The organism is Kitasatospora sp. GP30, from assembly GCF_029892145.1.
GTDB lineage: Bacteria > Actinomycetota > Actinomycetes > Streptomycetales > Streptomycetaceae > Kitasatospora > Kitasatospora acidiphila.
On the sequence record NZ_JARZAH010000049.1, the window covers coordinates 36,218 to 55,501 of the forward strand.

A 19,284-nucleotide genomic window follows, 5' to 3' on the forward strand; every position below is an offset into this window, starting at 1 on the left:
TCACATAGATGAGTCCCCGGCCAACCCGGGACGGCTCATGCCGTGGATGCGCGGCAACACGACCAACGCTTCCCGTGACTCAGTGGAATTGATCGTATGCTCTAAGTACAACAGCGAGACCGGCCTCCCAGGTCGGGAAGTAGCCTCGGACCTGGTCGAGCGACACGGCAGCCCGGACACTCCGCCCATCCATCACATACACCACGAAATGTCCCAGACTGTGGGTCACGAAGCCAACCCTGGTGAAGCCACAGTCCCCCGGGTCCGGGTTGGTACACAGGAAGACGGTGGGCTCTGGCGTATCGCGGTCGAGGTCAGGAGAGACGAGGAACAAGCCTCTCCGTTCCACCTCGCGGCGAACACGGCGATCGATCTTCGAGACGTTCACTGCCGCCATCGCAAGCACCCCCACGCGTTCCGTGACTGTCCATTATCATCCAAGCACAGGCCAACCTGGAAGATGGACAGTTCGTCTTAGATCAGGCTCAACCGTAGAAGTCCGCATTGGCCAACCACCTTGTCCCCTTTGGCCATCTATGGAGTCCAGGCACAGCACGGTAGATGGCCACTTCCAGGGTTGATGGTGTCCCGTCTGAGCCGGTGTGGTCCTTGTCCCAGGTGATCTGGTCCGATTCCCTCGCCGTCTCAGTTGATCTGGTCCGTTGGTGCGACTGTTGTCATGTCGCTCGTGACTATGTCGGGGTTGTCAGGCACCCCCCTCCAGATCGGGGGAATTGGGTTGGCAGGGTACCGGGCCGTCTGCTCAGGTAGGCGCATGCGCCAGCGCTATGACGAGTTCGCTGATTGGTACGACACCTACGTGACGAGCGGGATCGGGCTGCCGTTCGCGCGCTCGGCGGACCGCCTGCTCACTCGGGTTCTCGGCCCCGGTGAGGACCGGCTCTGTCTGGACCTGGGGTGCGGCGGTGGTGCGCACGTGCCAGCCCTGCGGGAGCTCGGATGGCAAGTCATCGGTGTCGATATCTCTGTCCGCCAGGTCGAGATTGCCCATCGGAAGGGGATTGCGTCAGTGGTCGGTAGCGCCACCCGACTTCCCCTTGCCGACCGGTCGGTCGACGCTGTCGCGACCGTCATGACGACCACGGACTTCGACGACCTGCGGCCCGTGTTCGCCGAGGCATACCGCGTGCTCCGCCCTGGCGGGTGCTTGGCAGTGGTCAGTGCGCACCCGTGCTTCGGCGGTGCCTTCGTCGAGCGTGACGCCGACGGCTCCTGCGTCGTGCATGCTGGCTACCGCTCACACCAGCGTGTCGAGCAGCACCCGCTGCTCGGCAACGGCATCCGCTCTCGCATCGGGGTGGTCAACGTGCCCCTGCCCGTACTACTGAACGCGCTGACCGGCTCGGGATTCGTCCTGCAGGAGACCGCTCAAGACGATGGCGATCAGGCAATCCCCGACCTGCTCGGGCTCGCTGCCATCCGGCCGCTGACGACGGAACCGAACCAGATCAACTGAGACGGCACCCGCCACCTATCCTTCCGGGACCAGATCGCCTGAGATTTCCTGCAACCTGGCGTCTCAATCGATCTGGTCACCGCAGGTCACAGCACCGTCAACAGACCAGATCACTTGAGACGGGACAGATGGCCAGAGTTTCCTCGCCACCTGGCCAGCCCGAGCGCGCTACATGGCGCAGCATGTCGACGCATGCCTGCTCGGGCCGCGACAGCGGTCACCACGGTGCCCAGCCGGGCAGGGGGCCGGTGTCAGTGTGGATCGTTGATGAGGGTGGCCAGCACCTGGCGGGTTCGGGTAGTGCCGTGGTGGTCGGCGCCGAAGTGGGTGTGCCAGGCGTCGTCGGTGGCATGCAGGAGCTCGGCGGACCGTCGGTGCGGTGCAGGCCGGCCAGGGCGGTACCGAGCACGGTGGCGGCCTCCAACGCGCGGTGGTGGGCGGGGCCGAGGTGGCGTTCGCACCGGCTGAGGCACTTTCGGGCCTCGTGTTCGGCCTCGGCGGGCCTCTGCAGTGCGAGCAGCGCCGCGGCCCGGGCCATGTGGATCGCACTCATATCGTGTGCCAGCTGGCCGGGACCCGGGGCCCGATCGAAGATGTCCTGCGCCTCCTCGACGGCAGCAAGCGCCTCCTGGGCCCGTCCCTGGCCGGTCAGCGCCCGGGCCGCCCCGAGGTGCAGCACCGTCAGGAACCTGCCTTGGCGCTCCCGGCGTACCTCCTCCAGCGCCGGAAGCAGCAGGTGCTCGGCCTGCTCGTAGTGGCCGTGGAGCTAGAGGCTGAAGGCCTGGCCGTTGGTGACGGCCAGCGGTAGCAGGATCCGGTGGATTCCTTCGGCCCCGCGGGCGGCGGTCTTTAGGGCGCCTGCTTCGGCGACGACGTCCTCGTGCAGGCCGAGGTAGGCCAGGTGCTGGAGGCGGTCGCTGCGGCCTTTGAGGACCAGCCAGTGGTCGGCACTGGTGGTGCGGGTGCGTGCCGCGGCGGTGGCGGCCCGCACTTCGGCCGCCTCGCGGTGGCGGCCCAGGTCGCCGAGGACCAGGGCAAGCACGTCCTGTCCGTCCCGCCCGTCGACCATGCCGGGCACCGGCTGAGCCTCGAGCGCGGCCCTGGCCTCGCACTCTGCTTCCCCCAGGCGGCCCTGCGCGCGCAGCGTCTGCGCGAGCAGGGTCCGCGCCGACGCCATCAGCGGGCCCGACTCCTCCGCGGCGGGCCCCAGGACCTCGCGCAGTTCCCGCTCCGCGTCCTGCCAGCGCCACTGCTTGCACAGGTACTCGGCCGCATCCAGCCGACTCCTCAACCGCCAACGCTCCCACCAGCCCACCGCTTGTGTCCTCTCCCCTGGCAAACGTCGACGAGCATAGGAGGACACCCCCACGGATGATCAACCCAGTCCCTGCTGCCGACTACTCGATCACTATCCAGACCCGGTGAAGCGGGTCCTGTCGGCAGACGAACACGAGAAGCAACAACGCATGCCCGCTCGGCCGGGCGGCCGCGACAGCGGTCACGACGGCACCCAGGAAGTCGGCCCGGTGGCCAAGTAGCGGGAAAACTCTGGCCATCTACGGTGCACAGTCACTCCGGGCCGGCTCCGACGTGCGCGCGGGCCGTCAGCGCCACTGGTAGGACGCGCCGGTCATCGCCGGGAGCAGCACCGGGCCGCCCGTGGCGGTGTCGGTCCGGACGGCCTGGCCAAGGACGGCGCCGATGGCCGGGTAGAGGTGGAGGCCGGCCGCATCGGTCGCAGGCAGCCACACCACCGGCGCCCGGTCGGGGGTGTCCTGCTCGGCCTGGGCGACGGCCTCCACCAGGTCGTCGGGCAGGTGAGCGGTGAAGACCAGGTGCCGGCGCCGGAGCGGCTCGTCCTCGCCCGGCCGCGGGGTGCTGTGGTCCTGGACGAAACGCAACACCGGCGGCGCAGGCAGCACCGCCAGGTCGAGGCGGAGTTCTTCGAGCAGTTCCCGGCGCAGCGCCCCCGTGGGGTCCTCGCCCTCCTCGACCACGCCGCCAGTTAGGGAGAGCTGTGCTCCGGCCGGGCGCTGGCGGCGGATCAGGCACACCCGGCCGTCATGGACCAGCACCGCGCACACCCGCACGCGGACCGGCCCGCTTCCCGTGCCGCTGCTCGTCATGGCCGGTACGGGGTCGCCGCCGTGGCCGCTTCGTCGGCGCCGGGCGGCAGCGTCGGCAGCGGCCAGGACGGATCCGGTGCCCAGGTCGGCCAGCCGCCGGCGAACGGCCCGGTGCGGTCGTCCAGCATGCCGATCGCCCGGCCTCGCGCACCTCGCCGGTGCGCTCGTTGACCCGCTTGTTGCGGACCCGATCAGCGGTACCGGCGCTGGATCTGCCGGAACGACACGCTGTGCGACCCCGTCGCCGAGTACAGCGCGATCGGCACCGTGACCAGGCCGAACGACAACACACCCGTCCAAATGGGCCGGGCCACGACGACCACATCCAACCACGGCCGCCCCCTACTACCACGACTACTCCAAGCACGGCCACGCTGCTCAGGAAACGAAGGCGCCTACGCGACGCCAGCCGCTCCATGATCGGCGCCAGGAAGCAGACCGCGAGGCCCATCGCGAACTATTGAACATGTTCAATTTCTTTGCCATGCTCCAGTGTTCGAGGAGACCGCAACAGTGACGGCTCACCCAGCGGGCGTCACTGCGTTGGTGAAGAGCGCGACCAGTCGGCGCGTCACCTGGGCGTGCGTCAAATGAGGACGCAGGCTTGCCAAGTCGGGGGGGTACATGATGGATGGGTTGGTCATAGGACGCGGCGTGCGGCTCGGATTGGCGATCGGGGCGTGGCCGGCAGGGATCTTCGGCTCGTTGATGCTCGTGGGCGCAGCGATGTGGCTGCGCTCGGAGCCGCAACGCGCCCTGGATGTTCTACTGCGGGGCATTGCCGTGGCAGGTGGAAGCCTGGGGGTCGGTGTCCTGCTCGGTGCGGCGACCGGTGCAGCACTTGCTCTGGCTCCCGGAAGGCTGGCCGCCCGGGCTCCGCTCCGGGGGCTGCTCGCCGGTTGTGTCGCGGGCACGGTGTACCTCGGTGAGACCCTCGTGGTGGCTGTCGGCACGGACGTCGGCTACGGACCAACGCTGCTCGCGTTCCTTTCCACGCCGGTAGCCGCTGCCGTCGCGGCGGCGCACAGCGGGGACGTCCTGGGGCATACGCACTATCACCCGTGGCTGTCGGGTGAACGGCCACCCACAGGCTGGCCGCGCCGCCTCCGTCGGATACTGGCTTCACGCGGGGATCGGTGAGACGGAGCTAGGGATCCCGAGCAAGCCCGCTACCGCGCGACCCGCGCCTTGAGAGGCCAGCTGAACGCTATCTTCCCATCGATGCTTGGTCCATGATCGCGGGGCGGGGTCCGACCTGCCGCCTCGCACTTCGACGACCAGGAGCCCGCATGTCGATGTCGGTCGCCCTCGACTTCCCGGAATTTCCCTATGCGGAGTTCGGCGGGATCACATGCCGGCAGGAGCCCTGGAACGGCGTCCTCGTCAGAGTGGAGGAGATCCCCTTCAAGGCCGGAGACAAGCTCACATTCCACGTCACGGTCTGAAGCGACTTCCACGGGCAGACCCCGGCCGGGACAATCCAGGGCGCTCTCGCGTGGCCGCGGGCAGACCACCGCGACCGCACCGCACAGCTCCTGCCGAGCGAGTCGGAGCTGGGTGTGGGCACCGATCACCGCACTCGTCGGTAGGGCGACTGACGGGTCTGCGGGCCCATGCCGGCGGTCAGCAGCCAGGTGAAGCTTGCTGCCCGCCTCCGGAGCACTGAAGGAGAGCGGATTTCTGCCGGAGATTCCGCCGACGCCAGTAGCAGCGGCGGTTCTCCCGCCCAACCGGTCTCGATGTTCTGCCCGTTCTGTTCTTCAGGGCCGGTGACCCGGCACCGCCGGTGTCAGGACCAGGCGATCTCGCCATGGCGGTCGATGAAGCGTCCGGTGCCGGCGCCGGGCTCCTCGGTGGCGAGGGCGACGATCGCGTCCGTGCCCTCGGTGAGGGTCTGGGAGCCGCTGTGACCGTTTATGTCGGTCGCGGTGTAGCCGGGGTCGGCGGCGTTGACGCGAATGCCCTTGAGCCCCTTGGCGTACTGCGTGGTCAACATCGTCAGCGCCGCCTTCGAGGAGGCGTACAGCGGCGCGACGACGTGCGACTCGGACCGGCCGGGGTCGTGGGTGAAGGCGAGGGAGCCCATACCGCTGCTGACGTTGATGATCACGGGGTCGTCCGAGCGGCGCAGCAGTGGCAGGAACGCGGTGGTGGTGCGGACGACGCCGATGACGTTGACGTCGAGGACGGCGCGGGCGTCGGCGGCGGTGACGTCGCCGGGATCACCGAAGGGTCCCTGTACCCCCGCGTTGTTGATCAGGACGTCGATCCTGCCCTCGTGCTCGGCGACGTCTGCGGCGGCGGCGGCCACGGACGCGTCGTCGGTCACGTCGATGGGCACGAAGCGTGCGCCCAGCGCGGCGGCGGCCTCCTCACCCCGCTCACGGTCGCGGGCTCCCATGAGAACGGTGTGACCGCACGCGATGAGGCGGCGGGCGGTCTCGCGGCCGATGCCCTTGTTGGCTCCGGTGATGAAAGTGATCGTCATGCCTTCGATGGTTGCCTTGACGAGGGAGCTGGACCAGGCACGCTTCGACGGTGGGAAGACCAGTACCACCCTTGCGCCCCCGCATGTGATCGGGGATGCAGGAGGATGACGAGCATGACGACGACACCCCCCGGGGCCGGACTGGGCGCGGCGATCCGCACATGGCGGAACCGGCTGCCCCCGTCGGCCGCCGGGCTGCCGGTCGTCCGCAAGCGCCGGGCTGTCGGGCTGCGGCGCGAGGAACTGGCCGACCTGGCCGGAGTGTCGGTCGACTACGTCGTGCGCCTGGAGCAGGGGCGGGCCACGACACCCTCGGCGTCGGTGGTGGCGTCCCTGGCGCGCGCCCTCCAGCTGTCCACCGCCGAGCGGGACCACCTCTACCGCCTGGCCCAGATCGTGCCGCCGGCGGACGGCACGATCTGCGACCATCTCCCGCCCGGTATGCAACGAGTGCTCGTCCGCCTCGGAGACGTACCGGTTGCCGTGTTCGCGGCGGACTGGCAACTGGTGTGGTGGAACCACGGGTGGGCCGCCCTGCTGGGCGACCCCCTGGCCTCGCCGCCGCGGATGCGCAGCTTCGCCCGCGACAGGTTCCCGGTGGACGCCGATCACACCCCCCTCGTGCTGTGGCCGGTCACCGATACGGACCCCGACACCACCGACGCCGCCCTCGTCTCCGACCTGCGCCGCGCCACCGGCCGCTTCCCCCGGGACAGTCGCCTGGCCGCGCTGGTCCGCGACCTGAACGCAGGCAACGAGAGGTTTGCCGAGTTGTGGGCGAAGGGAGAGGTGACCGCGAACCGCGAGGTCCGCAAGACGGTCGACCACCCGTCGGTGGGCCCGGTCACGGTGGACTGCGATGTCCTGACCGACGGCGACACCGAGCTCAAGATCGTCATCATGACCGCCGCGCCGGGCAGCGAGGACGAGACCAAACTCCAGCTCACCACCGTCGTCGGCCCACCGGCCGGCACGCGCAACTGATCCGCCCCGCGCGTCGGCCGACCGGCGGCTCACGGTCCCCTGTCAACCGCTTCGCGTCATGGGGAACCTTTCAAGCGGCCAACCCCACGGAGGGGGTCGGCAGTGGGGCACGGCGCGACGAGACGCCCTTGGCCAATCGCCGGACCCGTCGAACACGGCCTGAACCCCGGCTTCCTTAGCTTCGAGCGCACGCACCATACTGCCCCGACCGCCCGCAACCCCAGACCGGCGAGCCGATCGAAATCCCGGCCGGGTACAGCGTCAAGGTCAGCGCCGGCTCAAAACTCAAGGACGCGCGAAGTAGCCGGACTGGAGCCGGCGCTTACCGGATGGGACGGCGCGCCCGCAACACCTGCCATGCGGGCGCGCCAGAGCATCCTGGCGGCGGGCCGCGGCGGTACCCCCGCCACGGCGCACCGCCGCCTCCAGCCTCGGAGTCTCAGGCTGCAACCAACGCGGCGAGGGGCGGATTCGCTACACCGAGTGGATAGGCGGCCAAGCGGCTTGACGACCTGCCCAGAAACCGGGCCCGCACCATGCACGCCCTCGGGCTGTTGTCAGCTGGTGCTGCCGACGGAGCCGGCGGCGTCCTTCAGCATGTCGCTAAGGTCCTTGGTGTCGCCGGCCGGCGGCGCGGTGACGGTGACCGGGGTGGTGCCGTAGTCGGAGTAGTCCCCCGTCATGTCGAGCTGCGTGGTGGCCGTCGACGGCGTGGACTCGTGCATCCGGACCGGGAGGCCCTGGTCGTTGACCCACAGGTCGACGTTCATCGTGGTGAGGCCGAGATTGGTGGACTGCGAGAGCAGAGACTTGAGCGACGAGTCCTGACTGGCCGCGAGCTTGGCGATGTCGACCGTGCCGGAGTAGTGCGTCGGTTGGACACCGTCCACGGTCTCCTGGCCCACGCGCTTGATGTCGGGGGAGGAGGTGAACAGCTTCAGCTGCGTCGCCGGGTCGTTGCTGGAGTTGCGGTTCAGCTGGTCGGCCAGCGCCTGGCCCGAGGCGCCGATCGCGGAGAGGTCCAGCTTCATCCAGTGCTGGCCACCGAGCTTGGCGGCCGCGGCGTCGCCCATGTTCATGTACATGGTGGTGCCGCTCATCAGCATGCGTATCGAGCCGTCGCCGCCGAGCTTCGCGGCGAGCTGCGGCATGGTCATCGTCATGTCCATCGCGATCGGCTTCCAGGACATGGTTCCGGAGCCGGTGGTGCTGACGTCCTGGCCCTGGGCGTGGATGTTCTCGGACATCTTGATCTTGACCGAGGTCTACTGCGAGGTGGCCTTGGTGCTCTGCGACATGGCGTCGGCCACGGTGACCATCGGCGCGGAGGTGGCGCTCGCGGCACCGGAGGCGTTGGAGGCGGTCTTGGAACCGCCGCACGCGGCCAGTCCGGCCACGGCCAGGACCGTGGCGGCGGCGGCGAGAGTACGGGTGTGACGCATGGAATCCCCCCTGCTTGCGAACTGTCAAAGCTCTGACGTTACACCCGTCCTACGACGGCGAACGCGCCGGGGACCGGTAGCAGGGGCCGGACCACCGCCCATTCCGCATCGGTCATGTCCGAGGGGTAGCGCGGCTCGCGGTCGGGACAATGCGTCCTCAGCCATCTTGTCCCTCCTTTCTCGGTGCCAGGCGGCGCCGTCTCACCCGGGTGCCGCGCCTCGACGGAAGCGGCTGACGGCTTCCAGGAGGCGACGCCGGTTCTTTCGCGTCCCGCGCCGGTTCGCGGGAGCCGGCGGCGGCTCGGCCCCGGCGGCCGACTGTTCTCCGCGCCCGTCACGCGCGGTCACCCACACCACCAGGCCAGGGAGGGATGTCGGAATTTCCCGAGCATTGGTGACGGGGTCTGACCTGCGCGGATGCCAGACGCCTGGCGCGAGTGCGGTGTCGTCATCAGGAGCTCCGTCAGAAGTGCCAGCGGGAGCCACATCAGGAGCCACGTCAGGAGTCCGCCCCGGACTTGCACATCAGTCCCTGCACTGCACTGGCTTACCTGGGGTGATCGCCACAGGCCCCCGCGCTGCCTTCCCGGGTGCGGGGTCCGGGCGGGACGACGGGCGGCTCCTGGTCGGGCTTCGGCTGCTGGAGGCGCCGGGGAGGACATGCCCTGCCGGGTCTGGGCTCGTGGTTCTGGCCTGCGGGTATCCGTTTCCTCCCTGGCTACCGTAGGAGCGGGGAACGGTACGCTGATGCCGTGTCTGATTCGACCGGCCCGTCAGATCGGCCTACACCGGGCGCTGCAGGCGTGCCGTCCGGGCCGGTGCACTACTGGGTGGGAGGAGGGGACCCTTCGTCCTGGCTGATCAACGAACTCCTTCGCGCTGGCCGCTGGCTGGATGAGGACGAGGCTCAGTTAATGCTTGACTACCTTCGGAGCAGTGGGCTGAAGGACGACTGGGCCCGGAGGCAGGTCCGGTTACTCCAGCACGGGAACTGGGGGTTCGCCCAGCAGTCCATCTCCTACGATCACGCTGACGAGCTGGACCCTCCGGAGCTGCCCCAACCCTCGCCTGTTGTCGAATCGGCCATGGCTGCCCTGCGGCGCGGGGCCACACCGGAGCTGATCAACGAGATCCTGGCGGGCGGCGCGGTGGCGGCCTCGTTCACCGCCGCCGCCACCGTGGCCAAGGCGAGGATCGAGGCCACGACTCAACGCCTGAAGAACGAGCAGGACGCCGAGACGGAGCAGCAGCGCATCGCATCCCAGGAACGGACCGCGGCGCTTCAAGCACGCGAGCAGACGAAGCAGGTCCGGCTCCAGGCCGAGCATCCGCCAATGCCGCCGGCCACTGACTGACTCCACTCGGCCGGCGGTGACCCGCTGGCCGTTGGTGCCAGCAGCGGGCATCGTCTACACGTGGCTGTCCGGGCGGAAGTGGCGAAGATTGCGTGGGTCTTCGCCTCGCCGGGCCGTGCCGACGCAGGTTCTCTAGGGGGCGAAGGTGTGTGGTGTGACGTGGTGTCCCTGCTGTCGTTGAGCCCTTCGGGCTGACTTCTCTGGGGGTGTGGCTCTGTGGCGGGTCGTTGCACGACCCTACGGAGTTGGAGGAGTGGAGATGCGAGCTTTTCCGGTGACCTTGCCGTCCGGAACCCGGTATTGGACGGTGGTCGACGACGAGCTGCAGGTGGTGTCCGTCGCCGCCACCATCGGTTCGCGCGCTCGCGCGCGGAGTCGACAACCAAGGCCCATGCCGGCGGCGTGGCCCCGTACTTGAGGTGGTGCGCAAGGACTCGCCGGGACTGGCGAACCGCTGCCCAGGAGCTGGGTCTGTTCATCGTCTGGCTTCGGCATACGCCTGCGGGTCCGCCCCGCCCGGGCAGGGCGGTTCCGGGGCCGGGCGGAACGCCTGCACGGCGAGAGCGCCGGATCAACGGAGACGATGGGAAGACCCTCGGACGGGCAGCCGGGGTGACGCTGGGTCATCCAATCGGCCTCCCCTTCGGTTGCTGGAGTACGCCGCGGTGCGTGGCTGTTGGCGTACGGGTTGGTGTACGCCAACCAGCGCGTCGACAGCCACGGTCCGGACTGGTTGCCCGACGGTCCGTTCGAGTGGTCAGCGATCGATTTCGCCAGGCCAACCCTGAAGCCGGACCGGACGCCCACCGGCTCGCCCGCGCTTCCTTCCCCGCATCCGCCCAAGCCCAGCACACAGTGTCATGAGCCAAGTCCGCGAGCATATGGATGGCGACTGCACACCATCCTTTCGATTGAAGCATCTGGCCTTTTGGCCGGTGCCAGTTCCCGTGTGGAAAACCTAAGTTCCTCGCATGAATGGAATTCATCGCACTGCCGCGGTGGCGGCACTGCTGCTCGCCCTACCGCTTTCCGTCGCCGCCTCCACGCCTGCATCGGCCACATCCCCGTTGCTGGCCGTCTCGGCCACGTCGGCGGGGTCGGCCGGGTTCGCCGACTCCGCCACCGTGCCGGCCGCCTTCCACATCGACCTCCCACGGCCGACTGGTCCGAACGCCGTAGGGCGGCAGATCCTGCATCTCGTCGACCAGGACCGGCCCGACCCGTGGGTCCCGTCGGCGGGGCCGCGCCAGTTGATGGTGTCGATGTACTACCCCGCCGTCGCCGGCACGGGTGGCCCGGCCCCGTACACGACGCCCCAGGCGGCCCGGCTCATACTGGACAGGTTCCTGCCGGGCAACACCATCCCCACCGAGGCGCTCGCCGGCCTCGGGACGTGGTCCAGGTCCGACGCGCTCCCGCGGCACGGCCGGTTCCCCCTGGTGCTACTCTCCCCGGGCTTCATCATGCCGCGCACCGAACTGACCAGCCTTGCAGAGGACTTGGCAAGTCGCGGCTACGTCGTCGCGCTCGTCGACCACACCTACGAGAACACCGGGACGACGTTCCCCGACGGGCAGACGCTCACCTGCGCGGCCATCTGCGACGCGCCGCCCCCGGGCGGCCCCGCGGTCGTCGAGGCGAGCCGGGCGAAGGACTTGTCCTTCGTCGTCGACCAGCTGACCGACCGCTCGCGCCCTGCCTGGCGCTACGCCCACATGATCGACGCCCACCGGATCGGTATCGCCGGGCACTCAATGGGCGGCGCGGCAGCCGTCCCAGCCCTGGCCACGGACGACCGGATCCGGGCCGGGGTCGACCTGGACGGCACGATGCACTACCCCGTCCCCGCCGGCGGACTCGGTGGCAAGCCGTACATGATGATCGGCCACCCGCTGCCCGACGGGCAGGTGGATACCTCCTGGACGGACGCCTGGGCCAACCTCGACGGCTGGAAGCGCTGGCTGACCGTCGCGGGCTCGGACCACGGGACGTTCACCGACGACAACCTGCTCCTGGTGGGGCTCGGCCACCCGAATCCCACCACGATCACGCCCGAGCGCGGGATCGAGCTCACCCGTGAGTACGTCGCGGCGTTCTTCGACCTGCAGCTGAAGGACATCCCCCAGCCGATCCTTGACGGCCCGACAGCGGCAAACCCGGAGGTCAGCTTCCACCAGTAGGCGCGGGCTCCCGGCGTCGGCTGATTCGGCCCGAGGGCGCACTCGCCGAAGAAGTTCACCGCTCCGCCAGCCGACCGGCTGACGCTGGTGCCGGCGCCTCGACTGGCGCAGCGGTGACGGCCTGGCCGTCGGCCTTAGCGGCATCCCCCTGACCACCACGTCGGGTGACTCGGCTCGACGTGGTGCCGTAGCCGGAGGTTCGCCGACAAGGCAAGATGGCGCTGTTCCACTCCCCCGACCGCCCCTGACGAGTAGGCACCGCCTTGGCAACCGACTACGACGCTCCCCGCAACACCAGCGACGACTCCAACGACGACAGCATCGAAGAACTGAAGAGCCGGCGCGACGACAAGACAGGCTCTGCGGTCGACCTCGATGCCGAAGCCGTCGAAGGCATCGAGCTCCCTGGCGCTGACCTGTCAGGCGAGGAACTCACCGTGCGGGTCGTGCCACTCCAACAGGACGAGTTCACTTGCGCGACCTGCTTCCTGGTCCACCACCGCACCCAACTCGCCGGTGAGGACAAGAAAGGCCAGCCCATCTGCCGCGACTGCGCCTCCTAGCGTCCGGGCCGAGGGGCCGGTCCAGGTGTAGCGTCGTTGGTAAGAGCAGTCGTGGATCCGAAGTCGTTCGCCCGCAGCGGTTGCTGCGGGCGTTTCTGCTGTCCAGCACATGCCTCGCCGGACCCTGACGATCAGGTCCTCGGCCTGGTCGTCGGAGCCGCAGGCCCGGCACCAGTCACGGATGTCGGTGTCCGAGGGCGCTCACGGCCAGGCGGCCAGCGCCGTCGTGCAAGAGCGAGCTGGTCAGGATCCGCCACATCACCCCGCCACCGTCTCGGGCGGCCCGTCGCGGGCGTGCCTACCGGCGGCGGGGCGCTGTCGACCTCCGTGCGCCCAGGGCTTGACGTCGTGTACCTATCCTGAATCCTGCCCGCGCCATAGATGCACTGCTGCCGACGTCCCGGAGGCTTCCATGCTCAACGCCGTACGCACTGTGATGACCTTTGCTGAAAACCCCGAGGCGTCGGCACGCTGGTGGGGCGACCTCCTGGACACCCAGGCGAAGGTGGAGGTCAGCGAGTCGGGCGCGGTCTACGCCTGGGTGGAGCACGGCGGGGTCGAGCTGGGCTTCCACCCGGCGGACGACGAGCGCAACCCGCGGGGCGGCAGCCCGGTCGTGTACTGGTCGGTGGGCGACGTGGACCGGGCACGGGAGTGGCTGCTGGCGGCTGGCTGCGAGCACCACCGTGGCCCGCTGCAGATCGAGCCGGGGCGGCGCATCGCCCAGCTGCGCGACCCGTTCGGCACGGTGATCGGGATCGACGGCCCGTAGATCGCTGACTGCACAGCCGAGCGCCCCCGCTGCGAACCGTCGGGTCCGGGTGGGGGCGCTCGGCGTTGGGGGACTCACTCGTCCAGGCCGTGCAGGCTGCGCCGTCCTTGAGGCGCAGGACCATGCGGTGGGCGCCAAGCGGGCCGGTCAGGTACTCGTGGATGCTGGTGGCCAGGGCGCCGGTGGCGGTGGCGGGCATCTCCCGGCCGAGCTGGGGTAGTTCGGCTTCGAGCAGGGCAAGGGCCCGGTCGAAGTCGGTGGGCGGCTCGGACAGCGGTGTCAGCTTCACGGTGCCGGGGTTGGCGCGGAACTTGGCGTGCGCGACCGGGGCCTCGTATTCGAGGTCCTCGTCGATGCGCAGCCATCCGACCTGGTCTCGGGTAACCATCTCGTCCGGTGAGGCCGGTACGGTCAGGCGGTCGCCCGGGCGTGGGCCGTGGACGTTCTGACGTCAGTCCGATCGGGCTTTCCCCATCCAGTACAGCGGCCCCCCGAGCGGCGGGCGACGGCGCAGATCCCTCCGGACCTGCGCAGCGAGGCGCTCGGTGTCCCGGCGGTTGAGGTGGGCACCGAGTGCGGAGCCGAGCAGGAACGGCGCCAGCGACGGCAGCTTGCGCAGCGAGCCGCGGGCGAGGCGGCGGCTGACCTGCTGCCGGACCCGGGCCCCCGCGCCCATGGCGAGGACCCCGCTGGGCCGCAGCAGACTCATGCTGTCGATGCCACGCCGCTGGGCCCAGGCACCCAGGTAGGCGGTGCTGCGCTCCAAGGCGTTGCCGGCGGCGCCCTGGCCGTAGACCTCGTGCAGTTCGGCGATCAGCTTGACCTCGATGGCCGCGACGGTGAGCAGTTCGGCCGCCAGCTCGGCCGTGATCGCCACCGTGGGCACGACGGCGGCCGCGCCGACCCCGGCCCCGATCGCTGCGGTGGCCCGGCAGGCGCCGGTGACCAGGCGGTCGGCCAGTTCTTCGGGAGTGCGCGCGGTGGGGTGCTGGCGGCGCAGTGTGGCCAGGTCGCGGATCGGGATGCGGGGAGCGGCGGCGGACAGCCGGTCGGTGACCGGGGACCAGCGGCGGGCACCGCCGCGATCGCCGCCCCGGCTCATCCGGGCGCGGGTCAGCGACTGGGCGAGGCGGTGGACGCCGATGCGCGCCTTCGCCTCGGGTCGCTGCTCCCCGGCCAGCTCGGCGGCCAGCTCTGCCACCTGTTCGTCCGGCTCCACCTGCTCGGTGCGCCGGCTCCTGCGCAGCTTGCCCATGCTCACTCCTCGTCCTGCGCGCGGTACCCCGTCCAAGGGTGCCTCTCAGCGCAGGTGATCTCACTCAGCCGGGACTGGTCGACGTAGGAGCTTGAGCTGAGTGCCGCTTGGGCGAACCGCAGCCCACCACCGTTCCCTCGGACACTCGGTCCTGGGCAGCTGGCCCGCCCGCGGTAAGAGCACCCTCTCACTCACCATCCTGCGGACCTGATCCCGCCGCCACCGCCTGCCCGCCGTGATCTACAGCCTCGGGATGGGGCGCAACGAGATCGGCATGCGCCGGATCTCTGCGGAGCCGCGTCCCGCTGCGCAGTGTCCGCCCGGCCCCGCCGCGGATCGGAGCTGCATGAGCGCTCGTTCGGGGAACGCCGGGACAACCGCGCGGTGGTGCGACAAGGTGGCCGCGAGACGTTCGCTGGCCCCGGCGCGGCCACACCCGCTTCACGAGAGGACTGCACGTGACCACTGACGGGGAGAGCATCGACCCCCAGCTCCTCAGCGCGCTGGAGAAGACCTTCGGCGACTACATCGCCGACGTCGCGGAGCTGCTGCTCACTGCCGGGTATCCCATCGGGACGACGCTCGTGGACTTCCACGGCATCGAGTGGACCGAGACGCCCAAAGACCTCGCCGACATCCTGGACGAGGGCCGGCTGGTCTTCCCGTTCGACATCGCTCGGCGATTCGGCGGCGGTAACGGCTGCGCTGACCTGGGCCTGTACTGGTCGGCCATCTCCGGCTGGAACATCGGCGCGACGTTCGACAACACCGAGACCACCCGCTGGATGAACGCCGGCCTGAACCCGAACCCCAAGGCCGTCGTGGACTTCTTCACCGAGGCCTCAGCCGACATCCTCGCGGTCGGACACCCTGACCGCCGCCTCTACCGGCGCCCGGGGACGGATCTGCCCGGTCTCATGAAGCAACTGCGAGCAGTGGTCGGCCTCGAATACCGCGGTGGCACCCACCGGATCAGGAACCTGCGCCGCAACGCATGCTGGAGCCATGCCAGCCGGGCCATCCTCACCGACGACGCGAGGACCCAGATCACGGTGACCGGCGGCGAGCTGAAGGCCCTTCAGCACCTCGTGGACTACTACGTCGCGCGCGAGCTGGACGAGGACCACCTCCGGGGCTTCGCCGTGTCCCTGGTGCGGGACCTCCAAGCCCGCGCCGCCACCAAGAGTGCGGCCGTACCGCTGCGAGCCCATGCCCTGGCGTACGCCCGCCGCAGCCAGGGCTGATTCCCTGCCCAGGCCTTGCCGATCACGGAGGCCCGGGCCTGCCTCGGCTCGCTGGTCCGGCGTGCCTCGCACGCCCGCGAGCGCATCACCATCACCGACCACGGCCAGCCCGCCGCGGTCCTCATCAATCCCCAGGAACTGGCCGACCTCGAGGACGCCTGGCCCTGGCCCAGTACCGGGCCAGGCAGGCGGCCGGCGAGACCACGGGCGTGCCGCACGAGCAGGTCCGCGCCCGGCTCGGTCTGGGGCCCGCCGCTTGAGCTTCACGATCATCTGGGACGAGCCGGCCATCAACGCCGCCGCCCGGTTGCTCAAAGACGACCCCGAAGGCCCGCGGCAGGTCATGGACGCCGTCGACCTGCTCGCCGACTCCCCGCGCCCGCCGGGCAGCGCGGAATACGGTTCACCGGACCTGCGCCGGATGCACGTCGGCCGCTACCGCGTCATGTACGAGATCACCGAGGCCACCGTCACCATCGTCGTGATCCACCTCGGCAGGATCGGCTGACCACCCGCACCATGCACCACGATGGCCGGACCGTCGACCGTGGGGGTCCGGCCATCGGCGTTTTGGTGGACCACCCAGCCTGGCCCCGGCTAACGACTTGGTCCGCGATTGAGGTTTGCGCGTGCTGGCCTGGCGGGTCGGCTGGTGGTTGATCAGCAGGCGGCCTGCCGAGCGAGCACGAGCTCGGTGCTCGGCTTGGGGCGGGTCGGTCGGCGAGCTGAACGGTCCGAAACCAATGAAGCGATCGCCTGGTGGGTCGCGGTGTAGTCCCTGCAGAAGAACAAACGCAGCCGGCCAAGCACCAGCCCGAACATCAGGGCCTCAGCAGTCCGCCCACCCACCAGTCATGCGGCTTGCCATCGTTGGCGATACCACGATTGCGCAGTGTCCCTTCGACGGTGAAGCCGAGTTTCTCGGCGACGGCACGCGAGCTGGTGTTCCCGGCCATGGCCCACCACTCGATGCGGTGCACGTCGAGCGTGGCCCAGCCCCAATCGCACAGGGCCCGAGCGGCCTCCACCGAGTACCCGCGTCCGCGTTCCTCCTTGACCGCCCAGTAACCGAGCTCCCAGACGCCGCGGCTGATGAGGGTCAGGCAGTACGAACCGACCAGGGCGCCGGTGTCCTTGCGGAACGCGCCGAGGGTGTAGTCCCTGTCCTCGACCCACTGAGCGGGCAGCTTCTCGCCGACGAGCTTCTCCGCGTCCGCACGCCGGTACGGCACCGGCACCGGGGTGTAGAACTGGATGTCCTCGTCCTGGCAGGCTTCGTACACCGCATCCACGTCTGCAGGTGTGAAGGCCCGAAGCACCAGACGGTCGGTCTCAAGCGTCACTGGATCCATCGCGGCAGTATGACCACCATCAACAAGCGGCGACCAGCGAATATCCCGACCGAGCACCGCCCATCGCAACACCCCGGGCTGGTCAACGGTCGCAGCAACACCCCAGATCAGCTACGCCGAGACGAAGCTACGCCCACCATCAATCGCGGACTGAGCAACCGGCCTGGTCCTGCTGGCCTCGGGTCCGGGAGAGGAACGGGCTCCTCGACCGGACACTGGGCGATGCCGGTTCCTGTGGCATAACAGGGACTCGACGGGGATTGAGCCGGGCACAGTCTTGCGTCTTGAGTCCCTTCGTATCTGCCCAGGTCAAGGCACGTTTGGCCGTATGTGCAGGGACTGTAGGGACTCGGAATCCCAGTTATGAGCCAGCTGGGGGTCTGCCCGCGCTGGCGCGATCCCGCTGCGGCCCTGCCCGTCGCCACCCCCAGGCCCTGATGGTGCGTGGCTCGGCCGTGCCCGGTACGGGGGGTGGCGTGATGAGTGCGAAGCGGCTGGTGGTACGTGAGGGCAGCTATCCCCACGGCCGGGTGTGGCGGCGGCTGGGCCCCGGGAAAGTCGATCAGTGGCGGATGGTTGGATGGCCGGTGTCCCGTGCAGGGCAGGGTCGTTGAGCATGCTGCGCCGGGTTGCCGGGGCAGGGGACGGCTTGGGGAGGAACAGTGGGTGACCGCAGCGCGATCGAGTGGACCGAGGCAACGTGGAACCCGACGACGGGGTGCGATCGGATCTCGGCCGGCTGCGACAACTGCTACGCGCTGGCGCTGGCGAAGCGGCTGAAGGCGATGGGCGCGGCGAAGTACCAGGTGGATGGCGATCCGCGAACGTCGGGTCCGGGGTTCGGGGTGACAGTGCACCCGGATGCGCTGCAGGTACCCCTGGGTTGGAGGGCGCCGCGGGTGGTGTTCGTGAACTCGATGTCGGACCTGTTCCATGCGCGGGTGCCACTTGACTATGTGCGGCGGGTAGCCGCGCTGCGTCTGCCTGCTTGGCGCGGACGAAAGTCAGGGTGAGGTCGATTCCCTCGATCTCGCCGAATCACTGCTCCTCCTCAGCCCGTTTGCGGCGGATGATCAGGTCCTTCTCGATCTCGGCGAGCCTGGGGAGCATCTTTGGGGTTGACCTGGAGCATCGGGCAGCGGACGCAGGCTTCTCCGAACTACGCCGCGTCGTACGCATATGCTCAGAGCCGTTCCCCAGCCTCTCGACGACAGTGACCACCTGAGCATGGCGTTCCCGAGCCCGCTCGCGGACGACGTCCGAGTGGTCCTGGCAGCCATGAAGACATCGCAGCTGACGCTGGCGGAACCCGTTCTCGGTCAACGTGCAGGGGCAGTGCCTTGCGATCCCCACTCGGCTGTACAACGACGAACCGTCAGCTGACGCGCTGGAATCTCTCTCGCCAAGACAACTGACGATCCTGCACTGCTTGTACACCAGGCACCATGACGGGAGGGTCCGCCAGCGCCACCTGGAATGCATCGTTGGCTCTGCGGAGCCTTGGGTCATTCCGTACGTCGTGCAGTTGGTCGGTGAGTACGTTGTGGAGATCCTGGTGGTCATCCGGAAGCACTCAGCGACCTTGATATGCCGGGTACCGCTCTCAATGCTGCCTACGGCCAGTTCATCGTGGACAATCCCTCCTTCTTCGCCCGTACCCAGAAGCGAGTGGTTAGCTATTGGAGCTGCTACTACCGCTTCAATTACACGAGTTTCCCGGGATATCCGGGATGTACCGTGCTGGAGCTCTTACGGGCGGCGGCCTCCCATCGGGCTGGCTACCCCTGGCCTCGCCTCACACCGCCGGCTGGCAGGGCCAATCTGAGCGGCTACTGCTAGATCTCATACTGGGAAGTGGTACCGCCGCTGGCACTCGCAGGTCCCTCAGTCCGGCCAACGATGTGGCCGAATGTGGGAATCCCGAGGTGGATTGTCCCTCTGGTGCGGGAGATCTCAGCGACGGTTGAAAACTGACCGCTGAACGGCGGATGAAACGGGACCCACCGGAGTAAATCCGACCCTTCTTGCGATCGTCTGATCATCCTG

At 69.1% G+C, this 19,284-nt stretch carries 20 protein-coding genes and 3 pseudogenes; 12 read left to right on the forward strand and 11 right to left on the reverse strand.

What is annotated here, in order from left to right:
* Window positions 1-79 precede the first annotated feature (79 nt).
* Entirely contained in the window at window positions 80-388 is a 309-nt protein-coding gene (locus tag P3T35_RS36400; RefSeq protein ID WP_280709312.1) for a hypothetical protein, read from the reverse strand.
* Window positions 389-775: 387 nt separating this feature from the next.
* On the opposite strand from P3T35_RS36400, the gene P3T35_RS36405 reads away from it, so the two are divergent.
* Window positions 776-1,477, forward strand: coding sequence for a class I SAM-dependent methyltransferase (locus tag P3T35_RS36405; protein WP_101384717.1), 702 nt, complete (start codon window positions 776-778; stop codon window positions 1,475-1,477).
* A 217-nt stretch (window positions 1,478-1,694) separates the two neighbouring features.
* Here P3T35_RS36405 and P3T35_RS36410 read toward each other — a convergent pair whose 3' ends face one another.
* From P3T35_RS36410 to P3T35_RS36430, 5 genes and pseudogenes are all read right to left on the reverse strand, one after another.
* Window positions 1,695-2,156 (reverse strand): tetratricopeptide repeat protein, encoded by a 462-nt coding sequence (locus P3T35_RS36410; protein WP_143676670.1) that lies wholly within the window; start codon window positions 2,154-2,156, stop codon window positions 1,695-1,697.
* An 87-nt stretch (window positions 2,157-2,243) separates the two neighbouring features.
* Window positions 2,244-2,768, reverse strand: a complete 525-nt coding sequence (locus P3T35_RS36415; RefSeq protein WP_143676671.1) for a hypothetical protein — start codon at window positions 2,766-2,768, stop codon at window positions 2,244-2,246.
* A gap of 313 nt (window positions 2,769-3,081) precedes the next feature.
* Window positions 3,082-3,603 (reverse strand): NUDIX domain-containing protein, encoded by a 522-nt coding sequence (locus P3T35_RS36420; RefSeq protein WP_101378265.1) that lies wholly within the window; start codon window positions 3,601-3,603, stop codon window positions 3,082-3,084.
* A complete protein-coding gene (locus P3T35_RS36425) occupies window positions 3,600-3,731 on the reverse strand; it encodes a hypothetical protein (RefSeq protein WP_280709323.1) in 132 nt (43 codons plus the stop codon). The genes P3T35_RS36420 and P3T35_RS36425 overlap by 4 nt, the downstream gene beginning before the upstream one ends.
* A gap of 23 nt (window positions 3,732-3,754) precedes the next feature.
* Window positions 3,755-3,917: pseudogene (locus tag P3T35_RS36430) on the reverse strand (Ku protein); the annotation flags it as partial.
* A gap of 975 nt (window positions 3,918-4,892) precedes the next feature.
* On the opposite strand from P3T35_RS36430, the gene P3T35_RS36435 reads away from it, so the two are divergent.
* Complete coding sequence (locus P3T35_RS36435; RefSeq protein WP_180356233.1) at window positions 4,893-5,048, forward strand: hypothetical protein; 156 nt, start codon at window positions 4,893-4,895, stop codon at window positions 5,046-5,048.
* 344 nt (window positions 5,049-5,392) lie between these two features.
* Here the strand turns inward: P3T35_RS36435 and P3T35_RS36440 are convergent, their stop codons facing one another.
* Window positions 5,393-6,091, reverse strand: coding sequence for an SDR family NAD(P)-dependent oxidoreductase (locus P3T35_RS36440; RefSeq protein ID WP_101378267.1), 699 nt, complete (start codon window positions 6,089-6,091; stop codon window positions 5,393-5,395).
* 105 nt (window positions 6,092-6,196) lie between these two features.
* Here P3T35_RS36440 and P3T35_RS36445 point away from each other — a divergent pair, with 105 nt between their 5' ends.
* Together P3T35_RS36445 and P3T35_RS36450 are read left to right on the forward strand one after the other, a co-directional pair.
* Window positions 6,197-7,075 carry a helix-turn-helix transcriptional regulator gene (locus P3T35_RS36445; protein ID WP_101378268.1) on the forward strand — a complete coding sequence of 293 codons (879 nt, stop codon included), beginning with the start codon at window positions 6,197-6,199 and terminating at the stop codon, window positions 7,073-7,075.
* 165 nt (window positions 7,076-7,240) lie between these two features.
* Window positions 7,241-7,383 (forward strand): annotated as a pseudogene (locus P3T35_RS36450) (HU family DNA-binding protein); the annotation flags it as partial.
* A 249-nt stretch (window positions 7,384-7,632) separates the two neighbouring features.
* Here the strand turns inward: P3T35_RS36450 and P3T35_RS36455 are convergent.
* A complete protein-coding gene (locus P3T35_RS36455) occupies window positions 7,633-8,322 on the reverse strand; it encodes a hypothetical protein (RefSeq protein ID WP_143676672.1) in 690 nt (229 codons plus the stop codon).
* An 18-nt stretch (window positions 8,323-8,340) separates the two neighbouring features.
* The gene (locus tag P3T35_RS36460) at window positions 8,341-8,517 is read right to left on the reverse strand and encodes a hypothetical protein (protein ID WP_180356234.1); all 177 of its coding nucleotides are present in this window, start codon (window positions 8,515-8,517) and stop codon (window positions 8,341-8,343) included.
* A 752-nt stretch (window positions 8,518-9,269) separates the two neighbouring features.
* Here P3T35_RS36460 and P3T35_RS36465 point away from each other — a divergent pair.
* The 4 genes from P3T35_RS36465 (at window position 9,270) to P3T35_RS36480 (ending at window position 13,387) form a co-directional block, all read left to right on the forward strand.
* Complete coding sequence (locus P3T35_RS36465; protein ID WP_143676673.1) at window positions 9,270-9,872, forward strand: hypothetical protein; 603 nt, start codon at window positions 9,270-9,272, stop codon at window positions 9,870-9,872.
* Window positions 9,873-10,843: 971 nt separating this feature from the next.
* On the forward strand, window positions 10,844-12,052 hold the full coding sequence (locus P3T35_RS36470; RefSeq protein WP_101378272.1) for an alpha/beta hydrolase: 1,209 nt from the start codon (window positions 10,844-10,846) through the stop codon (window positions 12,050-12,052).
* Window positions 12,053-12,315: 263 nt separating this feature from the next.
* Window positions 12,316-12,615, forward strand: coding sequence for a DUF4193 domain-containing protein (locus P3T35_RS36475; RefSeq protein ID WP_101378273.1), 300 nt, complete (start codon window positions 12,316-12,318; stop codon window positions 12,613-12,615).
* A 412-nt stretch (window positions 12,616-13,027) separates the two neighbouring features.
* On the forward strand, window positions 13,028-13,387 hold the full coding sequence (locus P3T35_RS36480; protein ID WP_101378274.1) for a VOC family protein: 360 nt from the start codon (window positions 13,028-13,030) through the stop codon (window positions 13,385-13,387).
* Between the two features lie 451 nt (window positions 13,388-13,838).
* On the opposite strand, the gene P3T35_RS36485 is transcribed toward P3T35_RS36480, so the two are convergent.
* Window positions 13,839-14,642: a hypothetical protein gene (locus P3T35_RS36485; RefSeq protein ID WP_101378275.1), complete on the reverse strand. Its 804-nt coding sequence runs from the start codon at window positions 14,640-14,642 to the stop codon at window positions 13,839-13,841.
* A 458-nt stretch (window positions 14,643-15,100) separates the two neighbouring features.
* Here P3T35_RS36485 and P3T35_RS36490 point away from each other — a divergent pair, with 458 nt between their 5' ends.
* The 3 genes and pseudogenes from P3T35_RS36490 to P3T35_RS36500 all read left to right on the forward strand — a co-directional run bounded on the left by P3T35_RS36490 (window position 15,101) and on the right by P3T35_RS36500 (window position 16,394).
* Complete coding sequence (locus P3T35_RS36490) at window positions 15,101-15,886, forward strand: hypothetical protein (protein WP_101378276.1); 786 nt, start codon at window positions 15,101-15,103, stop codon at window positions 15,884-15,886.
* A gap of 15 nt (window positions 15,887-15,901) precedes the next feature.
* A pseudogene (locus P3T35_RS36495) lies at window positions 15,902-16,146 on the forward strand (type II toxin-antitoxin system Phd/YefM family antitoxin).
* Window positions 16,143-16,394 carry a type II toxin-antitoxin system RelE/ParE family toxin gene (locus P3T35_RS36500; RefSeq protein ID WP_101378277.1) on the forward strand — a complete coding sequence of 84 codons (252 nt, stop codon included), beginning with the start codon at window positions 16,143-16,145 and terminating at the stop codon, window positions 16,392-16,394. Before P3T35_RS36495 ends, P3T35_RS36500 begins: the two are co-directional and overlap by 4 nt.
* 313 nt (window positions 16,395-16,707) lie before the next feature.
* Here the strand turns inward: P3T35_RS36500 and P3T35_RS36505 are convergent, their stop codons facing one another.
* On the reverse strand, window positions 16,708-17,238 hold the full coding sequence (locus tag P3T35_RS36505; protein WP_101378278.1) for a GNAT family protein: 531 nt from the start codon (window positions 17,236-17,238) through the stop codon (window positions 16,708-16,710).
* Window positions 17,239-17,900: 662 nt separating this feature from the next.
* On the opposite strand from P3T35_RS36505, the gene P3T35_RS36510 reads away from it, so the two are divergent.
* Entirely contained in the window at window positions 17,901-18,251 is a 351-nt protein-coding gene (locus P3T35_RS36510; RefSeq protein WP_280709319.1) for a DUF5131 family protein, read from the forward strand.
* Window positions 18,252-19,284 lie beyond the last annotated feature (1,033 nt).